The organism is Frateuria sp. Soil773, assembly GCF_001428405.1.
Classification (GTDB): domain Bacteria; phylum Pseudomonadota; class Gammaproteobacteria; order Xanthomonadales; family Rhodanobacteraceae; genus LMSL01.
In genome coordinates this window covers 37,480-55,332 of sequence record NZ_LMSL01000010.1, presented here as the reverse complement: position 1 = coordinate 55,332, position 17,853 = coordinate 37,480, and the positions used below count along the sequence as shown (strand labels likewise).

General features: G+C 68.2%; 17 protein-coding genes. 8 read left to right on the top strand and 9 right to left on the bottom strand.

Annotated elements, in window-relative coordinates; all coding sequences use genetic code 11:
* Window positions 1-28: 28 nt before the first annotated feature.
* A complete protein-coding gene (locus ASG87_RS05315) occupies window positions 29-400 on the top strand; it encodes a YciI family protein (RefSeq protein WP_056001920.1) in 372 nt (123 codons plus the stop codon).
* Between the two features lie 312 nt (window positions 401-712).
* On the opposite strand, the gene ASG87_RS05310 is transcribed toward ASG87_RS05315, so the two are convergent.
* The 3 genes from ASG87_RS05310 to ASG87_RS05300 form a co-directional block, all read right to left on the bottom strand.
* Window positions 713-1,255: a DUF3422 family protein gene (locus ASG87_RS05310; protein WP_157510889.1), complete on the bottom strand. Its 543-nt coding sequence runs from the start codon at window positions 1,253-1,255 to the stop codon at window positions 713-715.
* Window positions 1,256-1,340: 85 nt separating this feature from the next.
* Window positions 1,341-1,739: a VOC family protein gene (locus ASG87_RS05305; RefSeq protein ID WP_056001914.1), complete on the bottom strand. Its 399-nt coding sequence runs from the start codon at window positions 1,737-1,739 to the stop codon at window positions 1,341-1,343.
* Between the two features lie 49 nt (window positions 1,740-1,788).
* Window positions 1,789-2,898 (bottom strand): S-(hydroxymethyl)glutathione dehydrogenase/class III alcohol dehydrogenase, encoded by a 1,110-nt coding sequence (locus ASG87_RS05300; RefSeq protein ID WP_056001911.1) that lies wholly within the window; start codon window positions 2,896-2,898, stop codon window positions 1,789-1,791.
* A 159-nt stretch (window positions 2,899-3,057) separates the two neighbouring features.
* Between ASG87_RS05300 and ASG87_RS05295 the strand changes: the two genes are divergently transcribed.
* Window positions 3,058-3,963, top strand: a complete 906-nt coding sequence (locus ASG87_RS05295) for a LysR family transcriptional regulator (RefSeq protein ID WP_056001908.1) — start codon at window positions 3,058-3,060, stop codon at window positions 3,961-3,963.
* A 133-nt stretch (window positions 3,964-4,096) separates the two neighbouring features.
* On the opposite strand, the gene ASG87_RS05290 is transcribed toward ASG87_RS05295, so the two are convergent.
* Window positions 4,097-5,017, bottom strand: a complete 921-nt coding sequence (locus ASG87_RS05290) for a LysR family transcriptional regulator (RefSeq protein WP_082582759.1) — start codon at window positions 5,015-5,017, stop codon at window positions 4,097-4,099.
* Window positions 5,018-5,141: 124 nt separating this feature from the next.
* Between ASG87_RS05290 and ASG87_RS05285 the strand changes: the two genes are divergently transcribed.
* From ASG87_RS05285 to ASG87_RS05275, 3 genes are read left to right on the top strand one after another with little or no spacing between them, the layout of a single operon-like run.
* Window positions 5,142-6,071, top strand: a complete 930-nt coding sequence (locus ASG87_RS05285) for an alpha/beta hydrolase (RefSeq protein ID WP_056001902.1) — start codon at window positions 5,142-5,144, stop codon at window positions 6,069-6,071.
* A gap of 20 nt (window positions 6,072-6,091) precedes the next feature.
* Complete coding sequence (locus ASG87_RS05280) at window positions 6,092-6,733, top strand: SDR family oxidoreductase (protein WP_056001899.1); 642 nt, start codon at window positions 6,092-6,094, stop codon at window positions 6,731-6,733.
* A 36-nt stretch (window positions 6,734-6,769) separates the two neighbouring features.
* A complete protein-coding gene (locus ASG87_RS05275) occupies window positions 6,770-7,690 on the top strand; it encodes an alpha/beta hydrolase (RefSeq protein ID WP_056001896.1) in 921 nt (306 codons plus the stop codon).
* Between the two features lie 261 nt (window positions 7,691-7,951).
* On the opposite strand, the gene ASG87_RS05270 is transcribed toward ASG87_RS05275, so the two are convergent.
* From ASG87_RS05270 to ASG87_RS05260, 3 genes are all read right to left on the bottom strand, one after another.
* On the bottom strand, window positions 7,952-9,727 hold the full coding sequence (locus ASG87_RS05270) for a GGDEF domain-containing protein (protein ID WP_056001893.1): 1,776 nt from the start codon (window positions 9,725-9,727) through the stop codon (window positions 7,952-7,954).
* A 14-nt stretch (window positions 9,728-9,741) separates the two neighbouring features.
* Entirely contained in the window at window positions 9,742-10,041 is a 300-nt protein-coding gene (locus ASG87_RS05265; RefSeq protein WP_056001890.1) for a hypothetical protein, read from the bottom strand.
* 199 nt (window positions 10,042-10,240) lie between these two features.
* Window positions 10,241-11,077: an SAM-dependent methyltransferase gene (locus ASG87_RS05260; protein ID WP_200948996.1), complete on the bottom strand. Its 837-nt coding sequence runs from the start codon at window positions 11,075-11,077 to the stop codon at window positions 10,241-10,243.
* A 278-nt stretch (window positions 11,078-11,355) separates the two neighbouring features.
* Here ASG87_RS05260 and ASG87_RS05255 point away from each other — a divergent pair, with 278 nt between their 5' ends.
* Window positions 11,356-12,282: a peptidylprolyl isomerase gene (locus ASG87_RS05255; RefSeq protein ID WP_056001887.1), complete on the top strand. Its 927-nt coding sequence runs from the start codon at window positions 11,356-11,358 to the stop codon at window positions 12,280-12,282.
* 275 nt (window positions 12,283-12,557) lie between these two features.
* Window positions 12,558-13,496 (top strand): oxygenase MpaB family protein, encoded by a 939-nt coding sequence (locus tag ASG87_RS05250; RefSeq protein WP_056001884.1) that lies wholly within the window; start codon window positions 12,558-12,560, stop codon window positions 13,494-13,496.
* Window positions 13,497-13,796: 300 nt separating this feature from the next.
* Here the strand turns inward: ASG87_RS05250 and ASG87_RS05245 are convergent, their stop codons facing one another.
* Both ASG87_RS05245 and ASG87_RS05240 read right to left on the bottom strand, forming a co-directional pair.
* On the bottom strand, window positions 13,797-14,255 hold the full coding sequence (locus tag ASG87_RS05245; protein ID WP_056001881.1) for a VOC family protein: 459 nt from the start codon (window positions 14,253-14,255) through the stop codon (window positions 13,797-13,799).
* A gap of 85 nt (window positions 14,256-14,340) precedes the next feature.
* The gene (locus tag ASG87_RS05240; protein WP_056001878.1) at window positions 14,341-15,528 is read right to left on the bottom strand and encodes a diguanylate cyclase; all 1,188 of its coding nucleotides are present in this window, start codon (window positions 15,526-15,528) and stop codon (window positions 14,341-14,343) included.
* Window positions 15,529-15,728: 200 nt separating this feature from the next.
* Here ASG87_RS05240 and ASG87_RS05235 point away from each other — a divergent pair, with 200 nt between their 5' ends.
* On the top strand, window positions 15,729-17,603 hold the full coding sequence (locus ASG87_RS05235) for a 3'-5' exonuclease (RefSeq protein ID WP_056001874.1): 1,875 nt from the start codon (window positions 15,729-15,731) through the stop codon (window positions 17,601-17,603).
* Window positions 17,604-17,853 lie beyond the last annotated feature (250 nt).

Sequence of the window (17,853 nt, the reverse complement as noted above, 5' to 3'; positions counted from 1 at the left end):
CAGCGTATTCCCACCCAAAGGATCTCCCATGAAGTACCTCGGCCTGGCCTACTTCACCCCCGAAAGATTCGCCGCGATGGCGCCGGACGACGTCCAGAAACTGGTGAGCCAGTGCCCGGCGCTGGACGAGAAGATGCGCGCCACCGGCAAGGTTCTGGTTTCCGCGTCGCTCGGCGACCTGGACAGCTGGAGGACGCTTCGCCCGCGCGGCGGCAAGACGCGCGTCAGCGACGGGCCCTACACCGAGTCGAAGGAAGTGGTGGGCGGCCTGTTCATCATCGAGGCGGACAACCACGACGAGGCGCTGCGCATCGCATCCATGCACCCGGCAGCCACGCTGGGCGAAGAAGGCGGATGGGCCGTCGAGCTTATCCCCATGGATTTCTACCTGGCCCGGTAAGGGCTTGGACGACCGCCGGAGGATGCCGCGGCGCCCTTTTCCACGAACACCGGCTTCGCAAGCCAGTGCGGCGACGTCCGCTTCTGGCCGGATGTCGTGCTTCGGCAGCCTCAAGTGCGTCGTCGACCTCGACGCGAGGATTACGTACGAGTGGAGTCTCCTGCCCGGCCGGCTTGCCCTTGCTCCATGGCGCATGGGATGCGGACGGCGGCTGATGGAACCGGCTCGTGGCGCTCTCCGAAAGAAGCGGAAACCCGCCTGCGCCATATCGCCGACGGGAGGCAGCCCGACGTGGCGCAGGCAACACGCCCGTCAGCGTGGGCCGGCCGGCACGGCCCGCGCCAACTCCCGTGCGAGGAAACGGGCGGTCCGGCTATCCGGCGCCCGCGCCACCTGTCGAGGGGTACCGGTCGTCACCACGCGACCGCCGGCATCGCCCGCGCCGGGCCCCACGTCGATCACCCGGTCGGCCTGGGCCACCGCGCGCATGTCGTGCTCGATCATCACCACCGTATTGCCGGCATCGACCAGGCGCTGCAGCTGCACCAGCAGCAAGTCGGCATCCGACGCATGCAGCCCGGTGGTCGGCTCGTCGAGCACGTACAGGCTGCGGCCGCGCTGGCTGCGCTGCAGCTCGGTGGCCAGCTTGATGCGCTGCGCTTCGCCGCCGGACAGTTCGGTGGCCGGCTGTCCCAGGCGCAGGTAGCCCAGCTCGCTCATCGCCGCCTGGTCCCTGGCCAGGTCGCCTTCGGTCATGAAGGCGAACTGCAGGATGCCCCGGGGCGCCTGGATCGACAGATGCGGGCGCGCGTGCACTTCGCCCACGGCAGCCGCCCGGTCGGCATGGGCCGGCATGCCATACACGATCGCGGCCGGGGCGGCTTGTGCGGTCGTAGCGGTGTTGGCCGGCTCTTTCATGACGCCCCCGTTTTACTCGCTGTCAGGTGAAGGTGTACGCGCAGACCTTGTTGCCGGCCGGATCGCGCAGGTAGGCCGCATAGGCGCCCGGCAGGTGGCCGCGCGGGCCCGGCCGGCCCTCGTCGCTGCCGCCCGCGGCAAGGCCGGCGGCATGGAAGGCGTCCACGTCGGCAGGCGCAGCGGCGGCAAAGCCTACCGTCATGCCGTTGCCGGCGGGCGCTTCGCCATTGCCGGGGCGGGCGATGATGAAGGCCGGCCTGTCACGGCCGTAAAGCACCCAGCCGTTGCCGAATGGGCCGAGGTTCTTGATGCCGAGGGCACCCAGGGCCGCATCGTAGAACGCGGACGACTGCTGGAGGTCGGCCGCGCCGAGAAAGACGTGCGAGAAGATGCCGTCGCCGGAAATGACGGGAGTGGACATGGAAGTTTTCCTTGAGGTTCGGTGCTGAACGGGTGGGGTGATCGGCAGATCAGTAATGGATCACGCTGCGGATCGACTTGCCTTCGTGCATCAGGTCGAAGGCCGTGTTGATGTCGTCGAGCCCCAGGGTGTGGGTGACGAACGGGGCGAGGTCGATCTCGCCTTTCATCGCGTCCTCCACCATGCCGGGAAGCTGGGTGCGGCCCTTGACCCCGCCAAAGGCCGAACCCTTCCAGACGCGGCCGGTGACCAGCTGGAACGGTCGGGTCGAGATTTCCTTGCCGGCCCCGGCGACGCCGATGACGATCGACTGGCCCCAGCCCCGGTGGGCGGCTTCCAGCGCCGAACGCATGACGTCGACGTTGCCGATGCATTCGAAGGTGTGGTCGACGCCCCAGCCGGTCATCTCGATGAGCACCTCGTGAATCGGCTTTTCGAAGTCCCTGGGATTGAGGCACTCGGTCGCGCCGAACGCGCGGGCCAGCTCGAATTTGGCCGGATTGGTGTCGATCGCGATGATGCGGCCCGCCCTGGCCTGGCGCGCGCCCTGGATCGCGGCGAGGCCGATGCCGCCGAGACCGAAGACGGCCACCGAGTCGCCCGGCTGCACTTTGGCCGTGTTGTGGACGGCGCCGATGCCGGTGGTCACGCCGCAGCCCAGCAGGCAGACATGCTCCGGGTTGGCCTCCGGGTTGATCCTGGCCAGCGAGACCTCGGCGACCACCGTGTATTCGCTGAAGGTGGAGCAGCCCATGTAGTGGAACAGCGGCTGGCCGTTGTACGAAAAGCGCGTCGTTCCGTCGGGCATCAGCCCCTTGCCCTGGGTCGCGCGTACCGCCACGCAAAGGTTGGTCTTGCCGGATTTGCAGAACAGGCACTCGCCGCATTCGGCGGTGTAGAGCGGGATCACGTGGTCGCCCGGCTTCACGCTGGTCACGCCTTCGCCCACTTCCACGACGACACCCGCGCCCTCGTGCCCCAGCACGACCGGGAAGAGGCCCTCGGGATCGTCGCCCGACAGGGTGAAGGCGTCGGTATGGCAGACGCCGGTGTGCGTGATCCGCACGAGCACTTCGCCCTTGCGCGGCGGCGCCACGTCGATCTCGACGATTTCCAGCGGCCTCCCGGGCCCGAAGGCGACAGCGGCACGTGATTTCATGGGGTCGTTTCCTTGCTCGGTGGGTTTCGTGTGCGGGCATTCCGCCATGAACCGAGTCTGGGGAATCGCGCGATCCATGTATATGGAATTGTTGCGACTTCAAAATTCCCATTCGTGGAATAATGTCCGGACATCGGAACGAGCCGCGAGGCGTGTGCCATGAACAAGGAACTCGAACTGCTGCGGGTCTTCCGGGTGACCGCCGAGAGCAGCAGTTTTCGCGAGGCGGCCGTCCGGCTGGGGACGTCCCCCCAGGGCATCACGCGCGCCATCCAGCGCCTGGAGGCGCACTACGGCGAGGTGTTGTTCCATCGAAGCACGCGGCAGGTGCGCATCACGGCCTTCGGCGAAGGCCTGCTGGAACAGGTGCGCCCTGCGCTGGAGCGGTTCGAGGATCTATGGCGGCCCCCCGGCGCCGGTCGGCAGGCTGCCGTGTCCGGCACGGTCCGGGTCACCGCACCGCACAGCCTGGGCACCCGGGCGGTCCTGCCCGCATTGGAACGCGTTGCCGCGCGTCATCCCGGCATCGCGCTGGACGTGCGCCTGTCCGATCGCGTCAGCAATGCGGTCGACGAGGGGATCGACGTCGGGATCAGGGTCGGGTTCATGCGCGACAGCCGCTTCGTTGCGCGCAAGGCGACCGAGATGCGGCTCCCGGTCGTCGCGGCCCCGCGCCTGCTCAAGAAAGTGGGCCTGCCCGACGGGATCGATGCGCTGGCCGGGTTGCCGGTCACCGCCGCCGTGGACATCAATACCGGCCGCCCCTGGCCCTGGCACTTCAAGGCGGGACGCCAGTGGACGCCCGCTTCGCCGGCCTTCGTCGCGGATAACGCGGACATGGAAATGGGGGCCGTGCTGGCCGGGCTCGCCTTCGCCCAGCTGGCCGACTACATGGCGGCGCCCCACATCGCCAGCGGAAAACTCGTGCGGGTGTTGCAGGAGCAGGAGCCGCCGGCGTGGGGGCTCTACGTCTACCGACCCCAGCGCGGCCCCGTGCCAGCCAGGGTCCGGGCCGTATTCGACGAACTGCTTGCCGCCGTCGGATCCCTGCCGGCCTTGCGTTGACACGCCGCAAGATGCTCGAACCGATGATCCCCTTCTGACCGTGGTCTGCCCTCATGTTCACGACCGCAACCGGGGATGATCCGAGGGGTAGAGAGCGACCCAAAGCGGACATGACCGGTCAGCAAGCTCAAGGTCAGGCGAGCACGATCTCCCCCCGCTTCTCGACGAGGAAGTCGAGGAGTGCCCGGACCTTCGACGGCATCTGCTCACGCGTGGGTGCGTACAGATAGAAGCCGGCCTGCGTGTGGGCCCATTCGCGCAGGACGCGTACCAGGCGTCCATCCGCCAGGTATGGATGGATTGCGAGGTCGATGTTCTGGATCAGGCCAAGGTCTTGCAACGCGGCCCGGGTCATGCCCTCATCGTCGTTGGTGGTGAGGTTCCCGCTCACCGCCTGTGTGAAGTGCTGTCCATGTTTGCCGGGCTCGTCGAAATCCCAGTCATGGATCGCGCCACTGCCGGAATAGCGGTAGTTGATGCAGTTATGGCCGGCGAGGTCGCCCGGCGTCTTCGGAACGCCGTGCCGTTCGAAGTAGGCGGGACTTCCCACCACCGCCATCGACAAGGTCGGCGTCACCGGAACGGCGACGACATGGTCGGCCAGGCTGCGCCCCAGGCGGATGCCAGCGTCGCAACCGTCGGCAATGATGTTCGACAACGGCTCGGCCATGACCAGTTCGAGCCTGAGCTTCGGGTAACGCGTGTAGAACTCCGCCAGGCGGGGCTCGATCAAGGCCTTGGCCGCCATGCGCGAGGTGTTGAGCCGGATCAGGCCAGAGGGCTCGCCACTGGCATCTCCCAGGTTTCGGACTGCTTGTTCGATCTCGTCCAGCGTGGGCTGCAGCGTGTCGAACAACTGCTGGCCCGCTTCGGTCAACGACATGTCGCGCGTGGTGCGGTACAGCAGCTTGACGCCGAGTTGCTTTTCCAGCGCCTTGAGGTTCTGCGACAGCGCTGCGCGCGAGATGCCCATCTCATCGGCAGCCCGCGTAAAGCTGCGGTGATGGGCGATATGGGCAAACCACGCCAGGGACGGCAGCAGGGAAGGATTCATGCCTGATTGTAAACACATGCTTATCGCTCATGTGTTCATTGTGGTCTTCTGGATACCCAATTGACGGCGTAACGTCACTCCTGTCCGGCCGGTACCGGCCTCGATCCAGAACAGGAGATCCGCGATGCAAGCCATCACGTTCCGCAACAGCGACATGTACTGGGATATCGCAGCGACCCTGCAATTCCCGCCGGGATTCGACAAGAACAAGAAGTACCCCGCGATCATCAGCGCCCACCCGATCGGCAGTTGCAAGGAGCAGACCTCGGGCAACGTGTACGGCAAGGCGCTGGCCGAGGCAGGTTTCGTCGTCATCGCCTTCGACCGCAGCACCCAGGGCGCCAGCGGCGGCGAGCCGCGCTACATCGAGGATCCGACCTTGGCCGTGGAAGACTTCCGCCACGTCGTCGATTACCTGGTCACCTTGCCCTATGTGGATGAGGACCGTATCGGCGTACTCGGCATCTGCGGTGGCGGTGGCTACGCCATCAACATCACCATGACCGAGCGCCGCATCAAGGCGCTGGCCAGCATCACTGGCGTCAATTTCGGCCGTCTCAGCCGGGAAGGCTTCAGCAACTACGACCCGATCGGCGCGCTCGAAGCCATGGGCAGGCAGCGCACCGCCGAAGCACGGGGCACCGACCTGCAGACGGACCTGTTCGTGCCGGAGTCGATGGATGCCGCGACCAAGGCCGGCATCACCGACATCGACGTGCTGGGTGCCACCGACTACTACCGAAACCGCTGCGTCAACGACGGCGCCGGCACCCGCGCACTGTTCTCGCATCGCGCCGCTTCGATCGGTTGGGATGCCTTCCATCTGGCCGAAACGCTGCTGACCACGCCGATGATCGTGGTCATCGGTGACGAACCCGGTAGTTTCGGCGCCTACCGCGATGGCCAGGAGATTTACGGCCGTGCGGCGTCCAAGCACAAGGAACTGGTGGTGGTGGAAAACACCTCGCACTACGAGCTTTACGACCAGCCCGGCCCGGTCGGCAAGGCGCTGGAGCGTGTGGTGCCGTTCTTCAAGCAGCACCTCGCCGCCTGAACCACGAGCGGAGCCCTTCGATGAGCAAGCATGTATTGATCCTGGGTGCCGGCGGGCAGATTGCCCGCTGGGTGATCCACGCACTGGCGAACGACGCCGCGATCCAGCAGACGCTGTTCCTGCGGCACGCGCGCAAGCTGCACGGCAAGGTGCCGGCGAATGCGCGGGTGGTGGAAGGCGACGCGCTGGACAAGACCGTGCTGGGCCATGCGATGGCGGGACAGGATGTCGTCTACGCCAATCTCACGGGCGACGACATCGACGAACAGGCCAAAGCGGTCGTCGCGGCGATGCGCGCCGCTGGCGTGAGGCGCCTTGTCTTCGTCACCTCGCTCGGCATCTACGACGAACTGCCGGGCAAGTTCCAGGAATGGAACAAGGCGACGATCGGCGAGGAACTCAAGCCGTTTCGGCGCGCCGCCGACGCCATCGAGGCCTCCGGCCTGGACTACACGATCCTGCGCCCGGCCTGGCTGACCGACGAGGACGAGGTGGACTACGAGACCACCGCCAAGGGCGAAACCTTCAAGGGCACCGAGGTTTCGCGCCGCAGCGTGGCCGACCTGATCGCCAAGATCATCGCGACGCCTTCCTTGCATTCGAAAGCCAACCTCGGCATCGACAAACCCGGCACCGATGGCGACAAGCCCTCGTTCTACTGAATCCCATGTCCCAAGCATGCCCACAGGAGACGCACCATGAAATCCGAGAAGATCAACATTCCCAATCGCAACGGCAACGGCATCACGCTATCGGCCGTCATCAACTATCCCGACGGCTTCGATGCGGGCAAACGCTATCCGGCCGTGGTCGTTTCGCACCCGGGCGGCGGCGTGAAGGAACAGACCGCCGGCACCTACGCCAGAAAGCTGGCCGAGCAAGGCTTCGTCACCATCGCCTACGACGCCTCCTACCAGGGCGAGAGCACCGGTGAGCCGCGCCAGCTCGAGAACCCCTACGTCCGCACGGAGGACGTCAGTGCCGTGATCGACTACCTGGACACCCAGCCGTACGTGGACCCGGACAGGATCGGCGCGATGGGTATCTGCGCCGGCGCCGGCTACACCGCCAATGCGGCGATCAACGATCGCCGGATCAAGGCGGTGGGCACGGTCAGCATGGTCAATATCGGCCAGATGTTCCGCAACGGCTGGGAGAACGACATCAAGGATGCCGATGCAATCCCGGTGCGGGACATGGGCTCCGATGCGCGTCGCGCGGCGGCCGACGGCAGCCAGGACGGCATCTTCCCGCTGGCGCCGATGCGCGAGGAGGATGCGCCCAATGCCGAGTTGCGGGAAGCGTGGGAGTACTATCACACCCCGCGTGCGCAATACCCTACCGCGCCGGGCTACATGACCGCGCGCAGCCTGGACCAGATCGTCACCTACGACGCCTACAACAAGGCCGAGGCGTTCTTCACCCCGCCGCTGCTGACGGTGGTGGGCAGCCAGGCCGGCAGCAAGTGGATGAGCGACGATCTCATGCGGCGCGCCGGTACCACGGACAAGCGCCAGTATGTGGTCGAGGGCGCCAACCACATGTCGATGTACGACGGCGAAAGCTACATCAACGAGGCGATCGGGCAACTCGCGCCGTTCTTCAAGAGCAAGATGTGACGCGGAAACGGCTGCGCTGGCGTGGTGCCAGCCTGCTGGTGGTGGCATTGGTTCGTTGGATGTCACGCGCCCATTCCCGCGGTCCGGCTTTGCGCGAGCCGCTCCCGTGTTCTCACGGATGACCGCCGCTCCTGGCCGATCACCGATTGCTCGATGATCGGTCGATCGGGAAATCGAACCTCCGCCCTACGCACTCCCAAGCACATCGTCGACTTCGCCGCTGGGGCGGACGGCGCCCTCAGGCAATGGCCGTCCGATGCCTCAGGCTTCGACCAGGCTGCTGTTCTGGATGTCGGCGATGACCCGGTTGCGCCCGGTCCGCTTGGCCCGGTAGAGCGCGGCGTCCGCTTCGCGGCACAGGCGCTGCAGCCGGTAGCCGGACAGGTCGGTGGAAGCCAGGCCGATGCTGGCGGAAACCGACACGATGCAGCCGTCGCCGTCGATCGGCGTCGCCTCGATCGCCGACCGGATGCGATCGGCGATGATCAGGCCCTCGGTGCGCAGGCAATCGGGCAGCAGGATGCCGAACTCCTCTCCGCCCAGGCGGCCGAACAGGTCGCCGGGGCGCAACTGCTCGCGGCAGACGGCCACGGTGCGCTTGAGCACGGCATCGCCCATGGCGTGGCCGTGGGTGTCGTTGATCAGCTTGAAATGGTCCAGGTCGATGGAGACCAGGCAGGCGTCGCCCTGCTTCTTTTCCAGCAGGCGCAGGGCACGTTCGGCCTCGCCGATGAAGTGCTGGTGGTTGGCGATGCCGGTCAATCCGTCCTGGCAGGACAGCTTCTTGAAGCGCAACTGCGAACGCTTGAGCCGGAACAGCCAGAAGACGATGGAGACCAGGACCACCAGCAGCAGGGCGATATAGAGCCGCCCGGCCTCGATGGCCTTGGTGGCCAGCGCCTGCTGCAGCCGCAGGATGTTGTTCTGCTTGCCCAGCCGCTCCGTCTCGAGCTTCTGCGCGAGCATGTGCTGCTGGGCCACCTCGTAGGCCACCGCGCGGGCGCTGATATCGTTGAGGTAGCCCTTGTCCTGGGTGACGTAGTGCTCGTAGTACGAGAGTGCGGCCGCGGCGTTGCCCTGCTTCTTCTCGACCTGGTACAGCACCTCGTAGGCCACCATCAGCCACTCGCTGATGTCGCCGGGACGGCTCATCGCGATGGCGGCCAGCGCGGCTTTCCTGGCCTCGCCGTCGTTGCCCAGCTTGGCATGGGCCTGCGCACGCTCCGCGCGTTCCGACAGCATGTGCGGATAGTAGCGATTGGCCTGGATGCTCGGCTCGATCCGGTCGAGCAGCGCCAAGGCCCTGGTCGGCTGGTTCTCGTCCAGGTAGAGGCTCGCCAGCACCAGCCGGATGGTATTGGTGATGACCGGCAGGTCGGCCGCCGTGCAGACGCCGATACCTTCCTGCAGCTCCCGGCTGGACGAAGTCAGCCGCTTGCCGTTGTACAACGCCGCGACCTGCAACGAGAGTGGGATGCAGCGCGTCTCGCCGGGGAGGGCGGTCTCTTCCATCATGCGCGCGTACTTGATTGCCAGGTCGGTCTGGCCGGCCAGGTCCAGCATCTGCGACAGGTTCATCAGGACCAGATGGCGCGCGGCCAGATCCTTCAGCGAAGGCAACTCGGCGGCCAGGCGGTTGGCCAGCGCATAGGCTTCCTCGTAGCGCTGGTTGACGCCCAGGTTGGTCAGCATCAGCGCCCTGGCCTTGGCGACCAGGGTGGCCTCGCCGGAATGGTCGATCACCTCGCGCAGCAGGGACTCGGACTTGGTGTAGCTGCCCTCGAACATGCTCTCCCAGGCATCGAGGTAGCGCAGGTGCCACTGCTGGCCCGGCGACAGGCGCGGCGCCTCGCGGTGGATCTGCGCCAGCATCTCGACGAAGCGGGAATGGTCCTTCCGGCTGAGATTTTCCGCCTGCTCAAGGAAGGCGGTCGGATCCGCGACGGGCAAGGCCGCCCGCCCGGCCGGCGCGAACGCGGCCAGGACCATGGCCAGCAGCGCTGGCCATGGCTGGAAGCGGCTTGGCAGCCAGGACATGTCGGTCTCGGCTGCTATCTGGGCGAGGGCTCGCTTCGTCCATGGGCCGGGGGCTCGCCATGCTCCTCGTCCTCGTCCTCATCCTGTTCCGGCTCGTCGTCCTCGTGACCGGGAAACTGCGAAATCTGCGGCGGGTCAAGGGACCGCTGCCCAAGCTCCACGGCCAGCAACGCGCTGTCGCCCTGCGCCACCGCCGAGGCGAGGGCCTCCGAAGCCTGCGCCTGTGCAAGCACGCCGGCCAGTTCCTCGGCCGAGGCATAGCGCAGCGAAGCGTCCCGGCCGATGGCCTCCAGCAGTTCGATCGTGTCCGACATGTACTCCCCCTGTTTTCAATGGTCGTGCAATCGTTGGACGGGGTCCGGCACGTGGGACGGCGTACCGCCGTCCATCCGACCAGAACCGGCAAGGGCCGCCGTCGTCTCGTGCGCAAGGCGTACCGCGTACCGGCCGAAGTCCCCGTCATCCCCTGGGTGTCGCGTGAAACCGCTTTCCCTCCCTATGGTGCCCTGCCTGTCATGCAAAGGCACCTACCCCCTCCAGTCTATCCAAAGCCGCCAGCCGCTCCTGAATGGCTAGATTGGGCCTCAAGGCTTCCGCCGGCGGCAGCACCACCGTTTCCTCGGCGGTGAGCGGAATGTGGGGCAGCTCGCGCAAGGCCACGCGGCGGATGCGCGGCTGCTCGATCGGCAGCGTCGCCCCGCGGTAGACGATCACCTCGTGGTCGAGCGGATAATCCTGGGCCAGCAGGTCCACCAGCACCTGGCGGTAGGCCGGTCCGGTCCGGAGGCGTCCCAGCGAGCGGTCGCCGGCCAGCCCCACCTGCCACAGCACCAGGTAGCCGGCGGTGTCGATGCGGCGCTGGTAGAACAGCAACTGGCTGGCCTCGAAATGCTGGCAGCCGAAACGGCCGGGATCGATCCCCAGGTCGGCGTAGAGGCAGTCCTCGGCGGAAATGCCCGGCTCCATGTGCGCCGGGAACCCTTCCGCACGGGCCAGCTCGACGGCCTTGTGCGGCGACCAGGCGAAGATGCCGGGATGGCCGTAGAACACCCCGCAGACGCGCTTGCCGGCGCGCACTTCGGCCAGCATCAGCCTGACCCACTGCCAGTAGGTCTTCATCCGCGACTTGCCCTCGCGGTAATAGGGCTGGAGGCTGCGCACGTCCGGGTGCATGCGCTGCAGCCACAACTCCACCACGCCGTCGGAAAGCCCGGCGAACACCACGTCCGCCTGCTCGATATGGCTGCGCGCCAGCGGCGTGAGGTGGGAGCCCAGGGTCATGCCCAGGCCGATGCAGGCGAGGCTGCCCCGGTGTCCGGTGTTCGATGTCGCTAGAGATGTGATGTTCATCACACGATAGTAGGGCAATCCGGGAGTCGGACACATGGGTCTCGTGGCGGTCCGGCCCGGCCCCACCCGGGCCATCAATCGCCGCCGCCCGCCGTCGCGTACCGGATCGAACGCCGCATCTCGCCGGTGGCGGCGCGCACCGGCTGATACGCCCCGCGCGGGATCGCCGGCTTGCGCGCAACCGTCCTCGTGACCGGCTGCACGGGTGCGATTTCGCGCGCAACCGTTCTGCTAAGTTTCGGAGCCAGGAGAAACCACCGCCGACCGAAGGGGAACCCATGCGCCGCAACCTCATCGCCCTTGCCCTCGCCGCCAGCCTGCTGGCCCTGCCCGCGCTTGCCGACGAGGCGAAGCCGGCGCCCACGCCCACCGCGAAGGAGCTGCTGGCGAAGTCCGGGCCGTCCGAATGGCGCCGTCCCGACCCGCAGAACCTGTTGCAGATGCAGTTGCCGACCGGCCGCGTGCTGATCGAGTTGGCGCCGGACTACACCCCGCTGCACGCGGCCAACATCCGCACCCTGGTGCATGGGCACTATTTCGACGGCCTGGCCATCATCCGCGTGCAGGACAACTTCGTCACCCAGTGGGGCGACCCGAACGACGACGACAACGGCGACAAGAGCAAGATCAAGCCGCTGGGCAAGGCGAAAAAGACCCTGCCGCCCGAATACACCCGCCCGATCGACCCGAAGCTGCCCTGGACCGCCCTGCCCGACGGCGACGTCTACGCGCCCGAGGTCGGCTTCTCCGGGGGCTTTCCCGCCGCGCGCGACCCGGCCAGCGGGCAGACCTGGCTCACGCACTGCTACGGCGCGGTGGGCGTGGCGCGCGACGTCGGCCCGGAAACCGGCAGCGGCAGCTCGCTGTACGCGGTGATCGGCCAGGCGCCGCGCGGCCTGGACCGCAACCTGGCCATCGCCGGCCGGGTGATCGAGGGCATGGAACTGCTCTCCGGGCTGCCGCGCGGCCCGGCGCCGATGGGCTTCTACGCCAAGCCGCAGCAGCGCGTGGCGATCGAGTCGGTACGCCTCGCCGCCGACCTGCCCGAGGCGCAGCGCGCCAAGGTCGAAGTGCTGCGCACCGACAGCCCGACCTTCGCCGCGCTGATCGAATCCAAGCGCAACCGCCGCGACGACTTCTACCGCAACCCGGCCGGCAAGATCGACCTGTGCAGCATCGCCATCCCGGTGCGCGAGGCGAAATGACCCCTCCCACGCGGCGCGCTGCAGGAATACTTCGCCCGCGACGCCATCGCGCGCGTCCCGGCCTTGCAGAGCGCCTCGCGTGCAGGTGCATGCCGCGAGGCGGCACGCTTTCGCGCGCAGGATGCGCTTCCGGAAGCCGGACGCTCCGGCCGGAACGGCTACTGCCGCTCGCGATACCGGCCGTCGGGCCGGCGCGGCCGTAGCCGTTCCCACGGAACGAGGGCACGGGCCCGCATCTGCGCGCCCGAAACCCGCCCCGCGATACACTGGCCGCCATGCCCTCGCCCCTGCACCTGCTCGCCCGTCCCGCCGTCGAGCCGATCCGGCGCTGGGTGCTCGGCGCCTTTCCACGCGCCGAACAGGGCACGCTCGACTACGACCGGCCCCTGGGCGACCCGGGCCTGTTCGGGCCTGACTGCGCCACCTGGCGCATCCATGCGGATTTCCCCGGCATGCTGGCCGGCGGCCTCGCCGCCCTGATGCTGCAGACCCTGCATCCGCTGGCGCTGGCCGGCGTGTGGGACCACTCCAATTTCCGCGAGGACCTGCTCGGCCGGCTGCGCCGCACCACCACCTTCGTCGGCGCCACCACGTACGCGCCGCGCGCGGCGGCCGAGGCGCTGATCGAGCGCGTGCGCGCGATCCACCGCCAGGTGCGCGGCCACGCCGGGGACGGGCGTCCCTACGCCGCCGACGATCCGGCGCTGCTGGCCTGGGTCCACGTCACCGAGGCCTACAGCTTCCTGCAGGGCTACCGGCGCTACAGCCACCGGCGCCTGCCGGCCGGCGCCGCCGATCGCTACTACGACGAGGTGCGCCGCATCGCCGAGGCGCTGGGCGCGCGGGACGTGCCGCGCTCGGAGGCCGAGGTGGAGGCGTATTTCCAGGCCGTGCGACCGCAGCTCGACTACGGCGAACGCTCGCGCGTGGTGCTCGGCTTCCTCGCCCGCGTGCGCCTGCCGGTGCCGGCCGCCGGCCTGTCGCGCGACGTGTTCCTGCATGCCGGCGCGGCCCTGCTGCCCGACTGGGCCGGGCTGTCGCTGCAGCGCACGCCGCTGCAGCGGCGGCAGGCGCGGCTCGCGTCGCAGGCGCTGTGGGCGATGGCGCCGGCGTTCCGCGCCGCGCTCAGGGACGGCGTGGTCAGCCGCGCCTGCAAACGGGTCGGCGTGCCGATGGACGCGATGCTGCGCTGGCAGCCTCCCGCCGCCGGCTAGAGCCCGTTCGAAATCCCCAGCCCCTCCACGACACGTCATTTCTCCATGGCTCGTCATCCCAGCGGCTTTCAACGGCCGCAGGGCCGGTCAAGCAGGAATCCAGGTGACTCGATCCCGTCATTCCTGCGAAAGCAGGAATCCAGTGACTTGATGCTCCGAAGCTTAACGACGCTGGATGACCAGCCTTTCGGCTGTCGAAAAGCGCCCCAGCTTGACCGGCCCTGCGGCCGTTGAAAGCCGCAGGAATGACGAGGAGGCAGTTGGACCGGCGGAAAGATCGTGGCTCCAGGAGCCTGCCCGTCAACTCCCCGGCATCGTCGCGTCGTACCGTCGCTGCATCTCCGCCGCATCCACTTCCTCGATCGAATGGCCGATCAGCCACTCGTGCCCGAACGGATCGCGCAGCGTGCCGCTGCGCTCGCCGTAGAACGCATCCGCGGCCGGCCGCAGCAGGGTGCCGCCGGCGTCCACCGCCGCGGCCAGCAACGCATCGGCGTCGTCCACGTGCAGGTGGATCGACGCGCTGGCGCCGCCGAGCGTGCGCGGGCCGACGATGCCGCACTCGGGGAATTCGTCCGACAGCATCACCACCGCCGGGCCGATCTCCAGTTCGGCATGGCCGATCCGGCCCGTGCCCGGCTCGTCCAGCCGCAGCCGCACGCGGGCGCCGAACACGCGCCGGTAGTAGTCCACCGCCGCCTTCGCGTCGTGCACGCGCAGGTAGGGGAAGACCTCGTGGATGGTTTGCGGTTCGCGCATCGTGCCGGCTCCGTCGTGGATCGCTTGCCGTCCACGATAGGGCCGCCTTGCGCGGCCGTCTTGTAGAAAACGGACGCGCCGGCGCTCAGGCCGGCGGCTGGGCGGGATCGCCGTCGGCCACCATCACGCGGTCGCGGCCGGCGCGCTTGGCCGCGTACAGCGCCGCGTCGGCGCGCCGCAGCAGCGAGGCCACGTCGCGCTCGCCGGGCGACGCCGCGGCGACCCCGACCGACACGGTCAGCGCCAGCGTCTGCCCGTCGATGGCCAGGCCCATGCCGGCCACCGCGGCCCGGAGCCGCCCGGCCAGCGCCAGCGCCTCGGCCAGGCCGATGCCGGGCGAAAGCACCACGAACTCCTCGCCGCCGATCCGGCCGAACACTTCGCCGCCGTCCAGCGCGCGCTGGATGCTCGCCGTGAACGCGCGCAGCACCTTGTCGCCGCCGCTGTGGCCGAAGCGGTCGTTCACGCTCTTGAAGTGGTCCGCGTCGAGCATCAGCACGCCCAGCGGCCGGCCGTCGCGCGTGGCCTCCTCCAGCAGGCGCTCGGCCGCCTCGACCAGGGCGAGCCGGTTGGCTACGCCGGTCAGCGGGTCGATCCGCGCCAGCGACTTCAGTTCCTTCTGCATGGTCTCGTTGTAGAGCAGCAGGAAGCCGATGCTGGTGAACAGCGGCTGCATCGCGGAGAACATCAGGAAGGCGGTGTTGACGAAGCTGGACGCCAGGAAGCCGCCCGCCGGCCGCGCCGAGAGCAGCGGCTCGGCCAGGCGCCAGCACAGCATCCACATCGCCGTGGTCAGGATCACCAGCAGCACCCGCTTGGCGGACGAACCCCCGCGGCGCAGGCCGTCGCTCAGCGGCAGCAGCATCATGGCTAGGTATGCCAACACCGCCAGCGTGGCGCACAGCACGCGGGCCTGGTAATCGGGGTCCACCACGGCGAACCAGGCGATCGCCAGCCACCCCGCCGCCGCCACCGCCGCCGCCAGCCGCCGGCGCTGGGGCACGCCGAGCAGCATGCGCAGGGCGTGCACCGTCATCGCGTACGACACCAGCATCACCCCGTTCGCCACCAGGATCGACAGCCACTCGCCCACCTGCCCGCGCAGCCCCAGCAGCACCCATGCGGCCGCCTCCAGGCCCAGCGCGACGGCGCGGATGCGCAGGCTGGCCCGCGCCACGCCGGCATAGCTGCCGGTGGAGGTCCACAGCACGATGGCCATCAGCCATGCCTGCACCGCCCCGAGCAGGGCGACGGTGGCCAGATCGATGGACATCGGCACACTCCTCATCATGGGGCCGGGAAAAGCCCCGCTCGAACCGGCAAGCATGCCGCAAACGAGGACCGCACGGCGATCCCGGGCTGCGGCCCACGGCCGCAGCGACCGCCATCCATCGGCCAACGCGGCCGGAACTTGAGCGTTGACAGCGCCCCGCGTTTCGCTACTTTCGCCGGAGGGAACTCTCTGGACGCAGGATGGCTACGCTCATTCCGACCCGAAACAGCTGCCTGCCGCGCATGACCGGCGGCGAGAAGCGCTTCTCCGAACGGCTGGAATCCAAGCTCGAGGACGACTACCTGCTGTGGTACGACGTGCCGATCGGCCTGAAGCAGAGCCGCCCGGATTTCGTGGTGTTCCACCCGCGCCGCGGCCTGCTGGTGCTGGAGGTGAAGGACTGGAAGCCGGAGACGATCCAGGCTGCCGACCGCACCCAGTTCACCATCGTCGACGGCAGCAGCGCCAAGCGGGTCGCCAGCCCGCTGCTGCAGGCACGCATCTATGCCACCGAGGTGTGCGTGGTGCTGGAGCGCGACCCGGCGCTGCGCCACCCGGCCGGCCACCGCCACGCCGGCAAGCTGATGATGCCGTGGGCCTATGGCGTGGTGTTCGCCAACATCAGCCGCAAGCATTTCATCGACGGCGGCCTGGCCGCGGTGATCCCCGACCACCTGGCGATCTGCCGCGACGAGATCTACGACTCGGTCGACGAGGAGGCGTTCCAGGAGCGCCTGTGGGCGATGTTCCCGCAGGTGTTCCCCACCGCGCTCACGCTGCCCCAGATCGACCGCGTGCGCTGGCACCTGTTCCCGGAGCTGCGGGTGGAGCCGGGCTCGGGCCAGTTCGGCTTGTTCCCCGGCGAGCCGGCCGACAGCGTGCGGCCGCTGGAGATCCCCGACCTGGTCAAGGTGATGGACGCGCAGCAGGAGCAACTGGCGCGCTCGCTCGGCGACGGCCACCGGCTGATCCACGGCGTGGCCGGCTCGGGCAAGACGATGATCCTGGGCTTCCGCGCGCTGCAACTGGCGCGCGAGCTGGCCAAGCCGGTGCTGGTGCTCTGCTACAACAAGACGCTGGCGGCGCGGCTGGAACAACTGATCGGCGAGCGCGGCCTGTCCGACAAGGTGCAGGTCTACAACTTCCATCGCTGGTGCCGGCAGATGCTGGTGGCCTACAACGTCGAGCTGCCGGCCAAGGGCAGCGAAGGCTTCTTCGAGCAGATGGTCGAGCGCGTGATCGCCGGCGTTGACCGCGGCCAGATCCCGCGCTTCCAGTACGGCGCCGTGCTGGTGGACGAGGGCCACGACTTCGAGCCGGACTGGTACAAGCTGATCGTGCAGATGGTCGACCCCAGCACCAACTCGCTGCTGGTGCTGTACGACGACGCGCAGAACATCTACGGCAAGCAGGACCGGCGCAAGTTCACCTGGAAGGAACTGGGCGTGCAGGCGCAGGGCCGCACCACCATCCTCAAGCTCAACTACCGCAACACGCTGGAGATCCTCGCCGTCGCGCGCGGCTTCGCCAGCGACCTGCTCATCGAGCAGGCCGGCGAGGAGGACGGCGTGCCGCTGGTCGCGCCCGAGAGCGCCGGCCGCCGCGGCGCCGTGCCCGAGCTGATCCGCACCGACACCGCCCCTGCCCAGCTCGACACGCTGATCCAGCAACTGCGCGACGAAGCCGCGCGCGGCCGTCCCTGGGGCGACATGGCGGTGATCTTCCGCAACCAGTGGGAGGGCGAGAAGCTGCAGCAGGCGCTGGAGCGCGTCGGCATCCCCAGCAGCCTCGCCGAGGGCGCCGGCAAGCGTGCCCTGTACGTGGTCAGGGACAGCGTGAAGCTGCTCACCATGCATTCCTGCAAGGGCCTGGAATTCCCGTTCGTGATCATTCCCGGCCTCGGCTCGCTGCCCAAGGACGGCAAGGACGAAGCCGAGGAGGCGCGCCTGCTCTACGTCGCCATGACCCGCGCCACCGAGCGCCTGCTGCTGATCCACCACGATGACTCGGTGTTCTCCAAGCGCATCCGCGACTCGATCAACGAGGTGCAGGGGCAACTGGCAATTACGGGTTGAAGCAGCGGGCTAGCACGCACGTCCGCAAGCGCCGCGCATGCCCTTGCGGCCGTTATGCGGCCGCCATTCCCTTAAGGCCGCTTCTCTCTGCCATGCCGCTGAAACCGCGCGAAAGGTGCCGTACTGCTCGACTGCGGCCGCCCGACGCGCTTCGACTTTTCGGCAAGCGCCCCTTTTCAACCCAAAACCAGGCTTAGCCGCACCTTTTTGCCATGACATGATTGACACCACAACCGACTGTGGCTAGCGT

Bases quoted from the DNA above. Each gene is read 5' to 3' on its own strand.
- ASG87_RS05250 (WP_056001884.1), top strand. From the start codon at position 12,558: ATGCCCTCGCCCCTGCACCTGCTCGCCCGTCCCGCCGTCGAGCCGATC.
- ASG87_RS05285 (WP_056001902.1), top strand. From the start codon at position 5,142: ATGCAAGCCATCACGTTCCGCAACAGCGACATGTACTGGGATATCGCA.
- ASG87_RS05255 (WP_056001887.1), top strand. From the start codon at position 11,356: ATGCGCCGCAACCTCATCGCCCTTGCCCTCGCCGCCAGCCTGCTGGCC.
- ASG87_RS05315 (WP_056001920.1), top strand. From the start codon at position 29: ATGAAGTACCTCGGCCTGGCCTACTTCACCCCCGAAAGATTCGCCGCG.
- ASG87_RS05300 (WP_056001911.1), bottom strand. From the start codon at position 2,898: ATGAAATCACGTGCCGCTGTCGCCTTCGGGCCCGGGAGGCCGCTGGAA.
- ASG87_RS05290 (WP_082582759.1), bottom strand. From the start codon at position 5,017: ATGAATCCTTCCCTGCTGCCGTCCCTGGCGTGGTTTGCCCATATCGCC.
- ASG87_RS05265 (WP_056001890.1), bottom strand. From the start codon at position 10,041: ATGTCGGACACGATCGAACTGCTGGAGGCCATCGGCCGGGACGCTTCG.
- ASG87_RS05280 (WP_056001899.1), top strand. From the start codon at position 6,092: ATGAGCAAGCATGTATTGATCCTGGGTGCCGGCGGGCAGATTGCCCGC.
- ASG87_RS05240 (WP_056001878.1), bottom strand. From the start codon at position 15,528: ATGTCCATCGATCTGGCCACCGTCGCCCTGCTCGGGGCGGTGCAGGCA.
- ASG87_RS05295 (WP_056001908.1), top strand. From the start codon at position 3,058: ATGAACAAGGAACTCGAACTGCTGCGGGTCTTCCGGGTGACCGCCGAG.
- ASG87_RS05310 (WP_157510889.1), bottom strand. From the start codon at position 1,255: ATGCCGGCCCATGCCGACCGGGCGGCTGCCGTGGGCGAAGTGCACGCG.
- ASG87_RS05275 (WP_056001896.1), top strand. From the start codon at position 6,770: ATGAAATCCGAGAAGATCAACATTCCCAATCGCAACGGCAACGGCATC.
- ASG87_RS05235 (WP_056001874.1), top strand. From the start codon at position 15,729: ATGGCTACGCTCATTCCGACCCGAAACAGCTGCCTGCCGCGCATGACC.
- ASG87_RS05305 (WP_056001914.1), bottom strand. From the start codon at position 1,739: ATGTCCACTCCCGTCATTTCCGGCGACGGCATCTTCTCGCACGTCTTT.
- ASG87_RS05260 (WP_200948996.1), bottom strand. From the start codon at position 11,077: ATGAACATCACATCTCTAGCGACATCGAACACCGGACACCGGGGCAGC.
- ASG87_RS05245 (WP_056001881.1), bottom strand. From the start codon at position 14,255: ATGCGCGAACCGCAAACCATCCACGAGGTCTTCCCCTACCTGCGCGTG.
- ASG87_RS05270 (WP_056001893.1), bottom strand. From the start codon at position 9,727: ATGTCCTGGCTGCCAAGCCGCTTCCAGCCATGGCCAGCGCTGCTGGCC.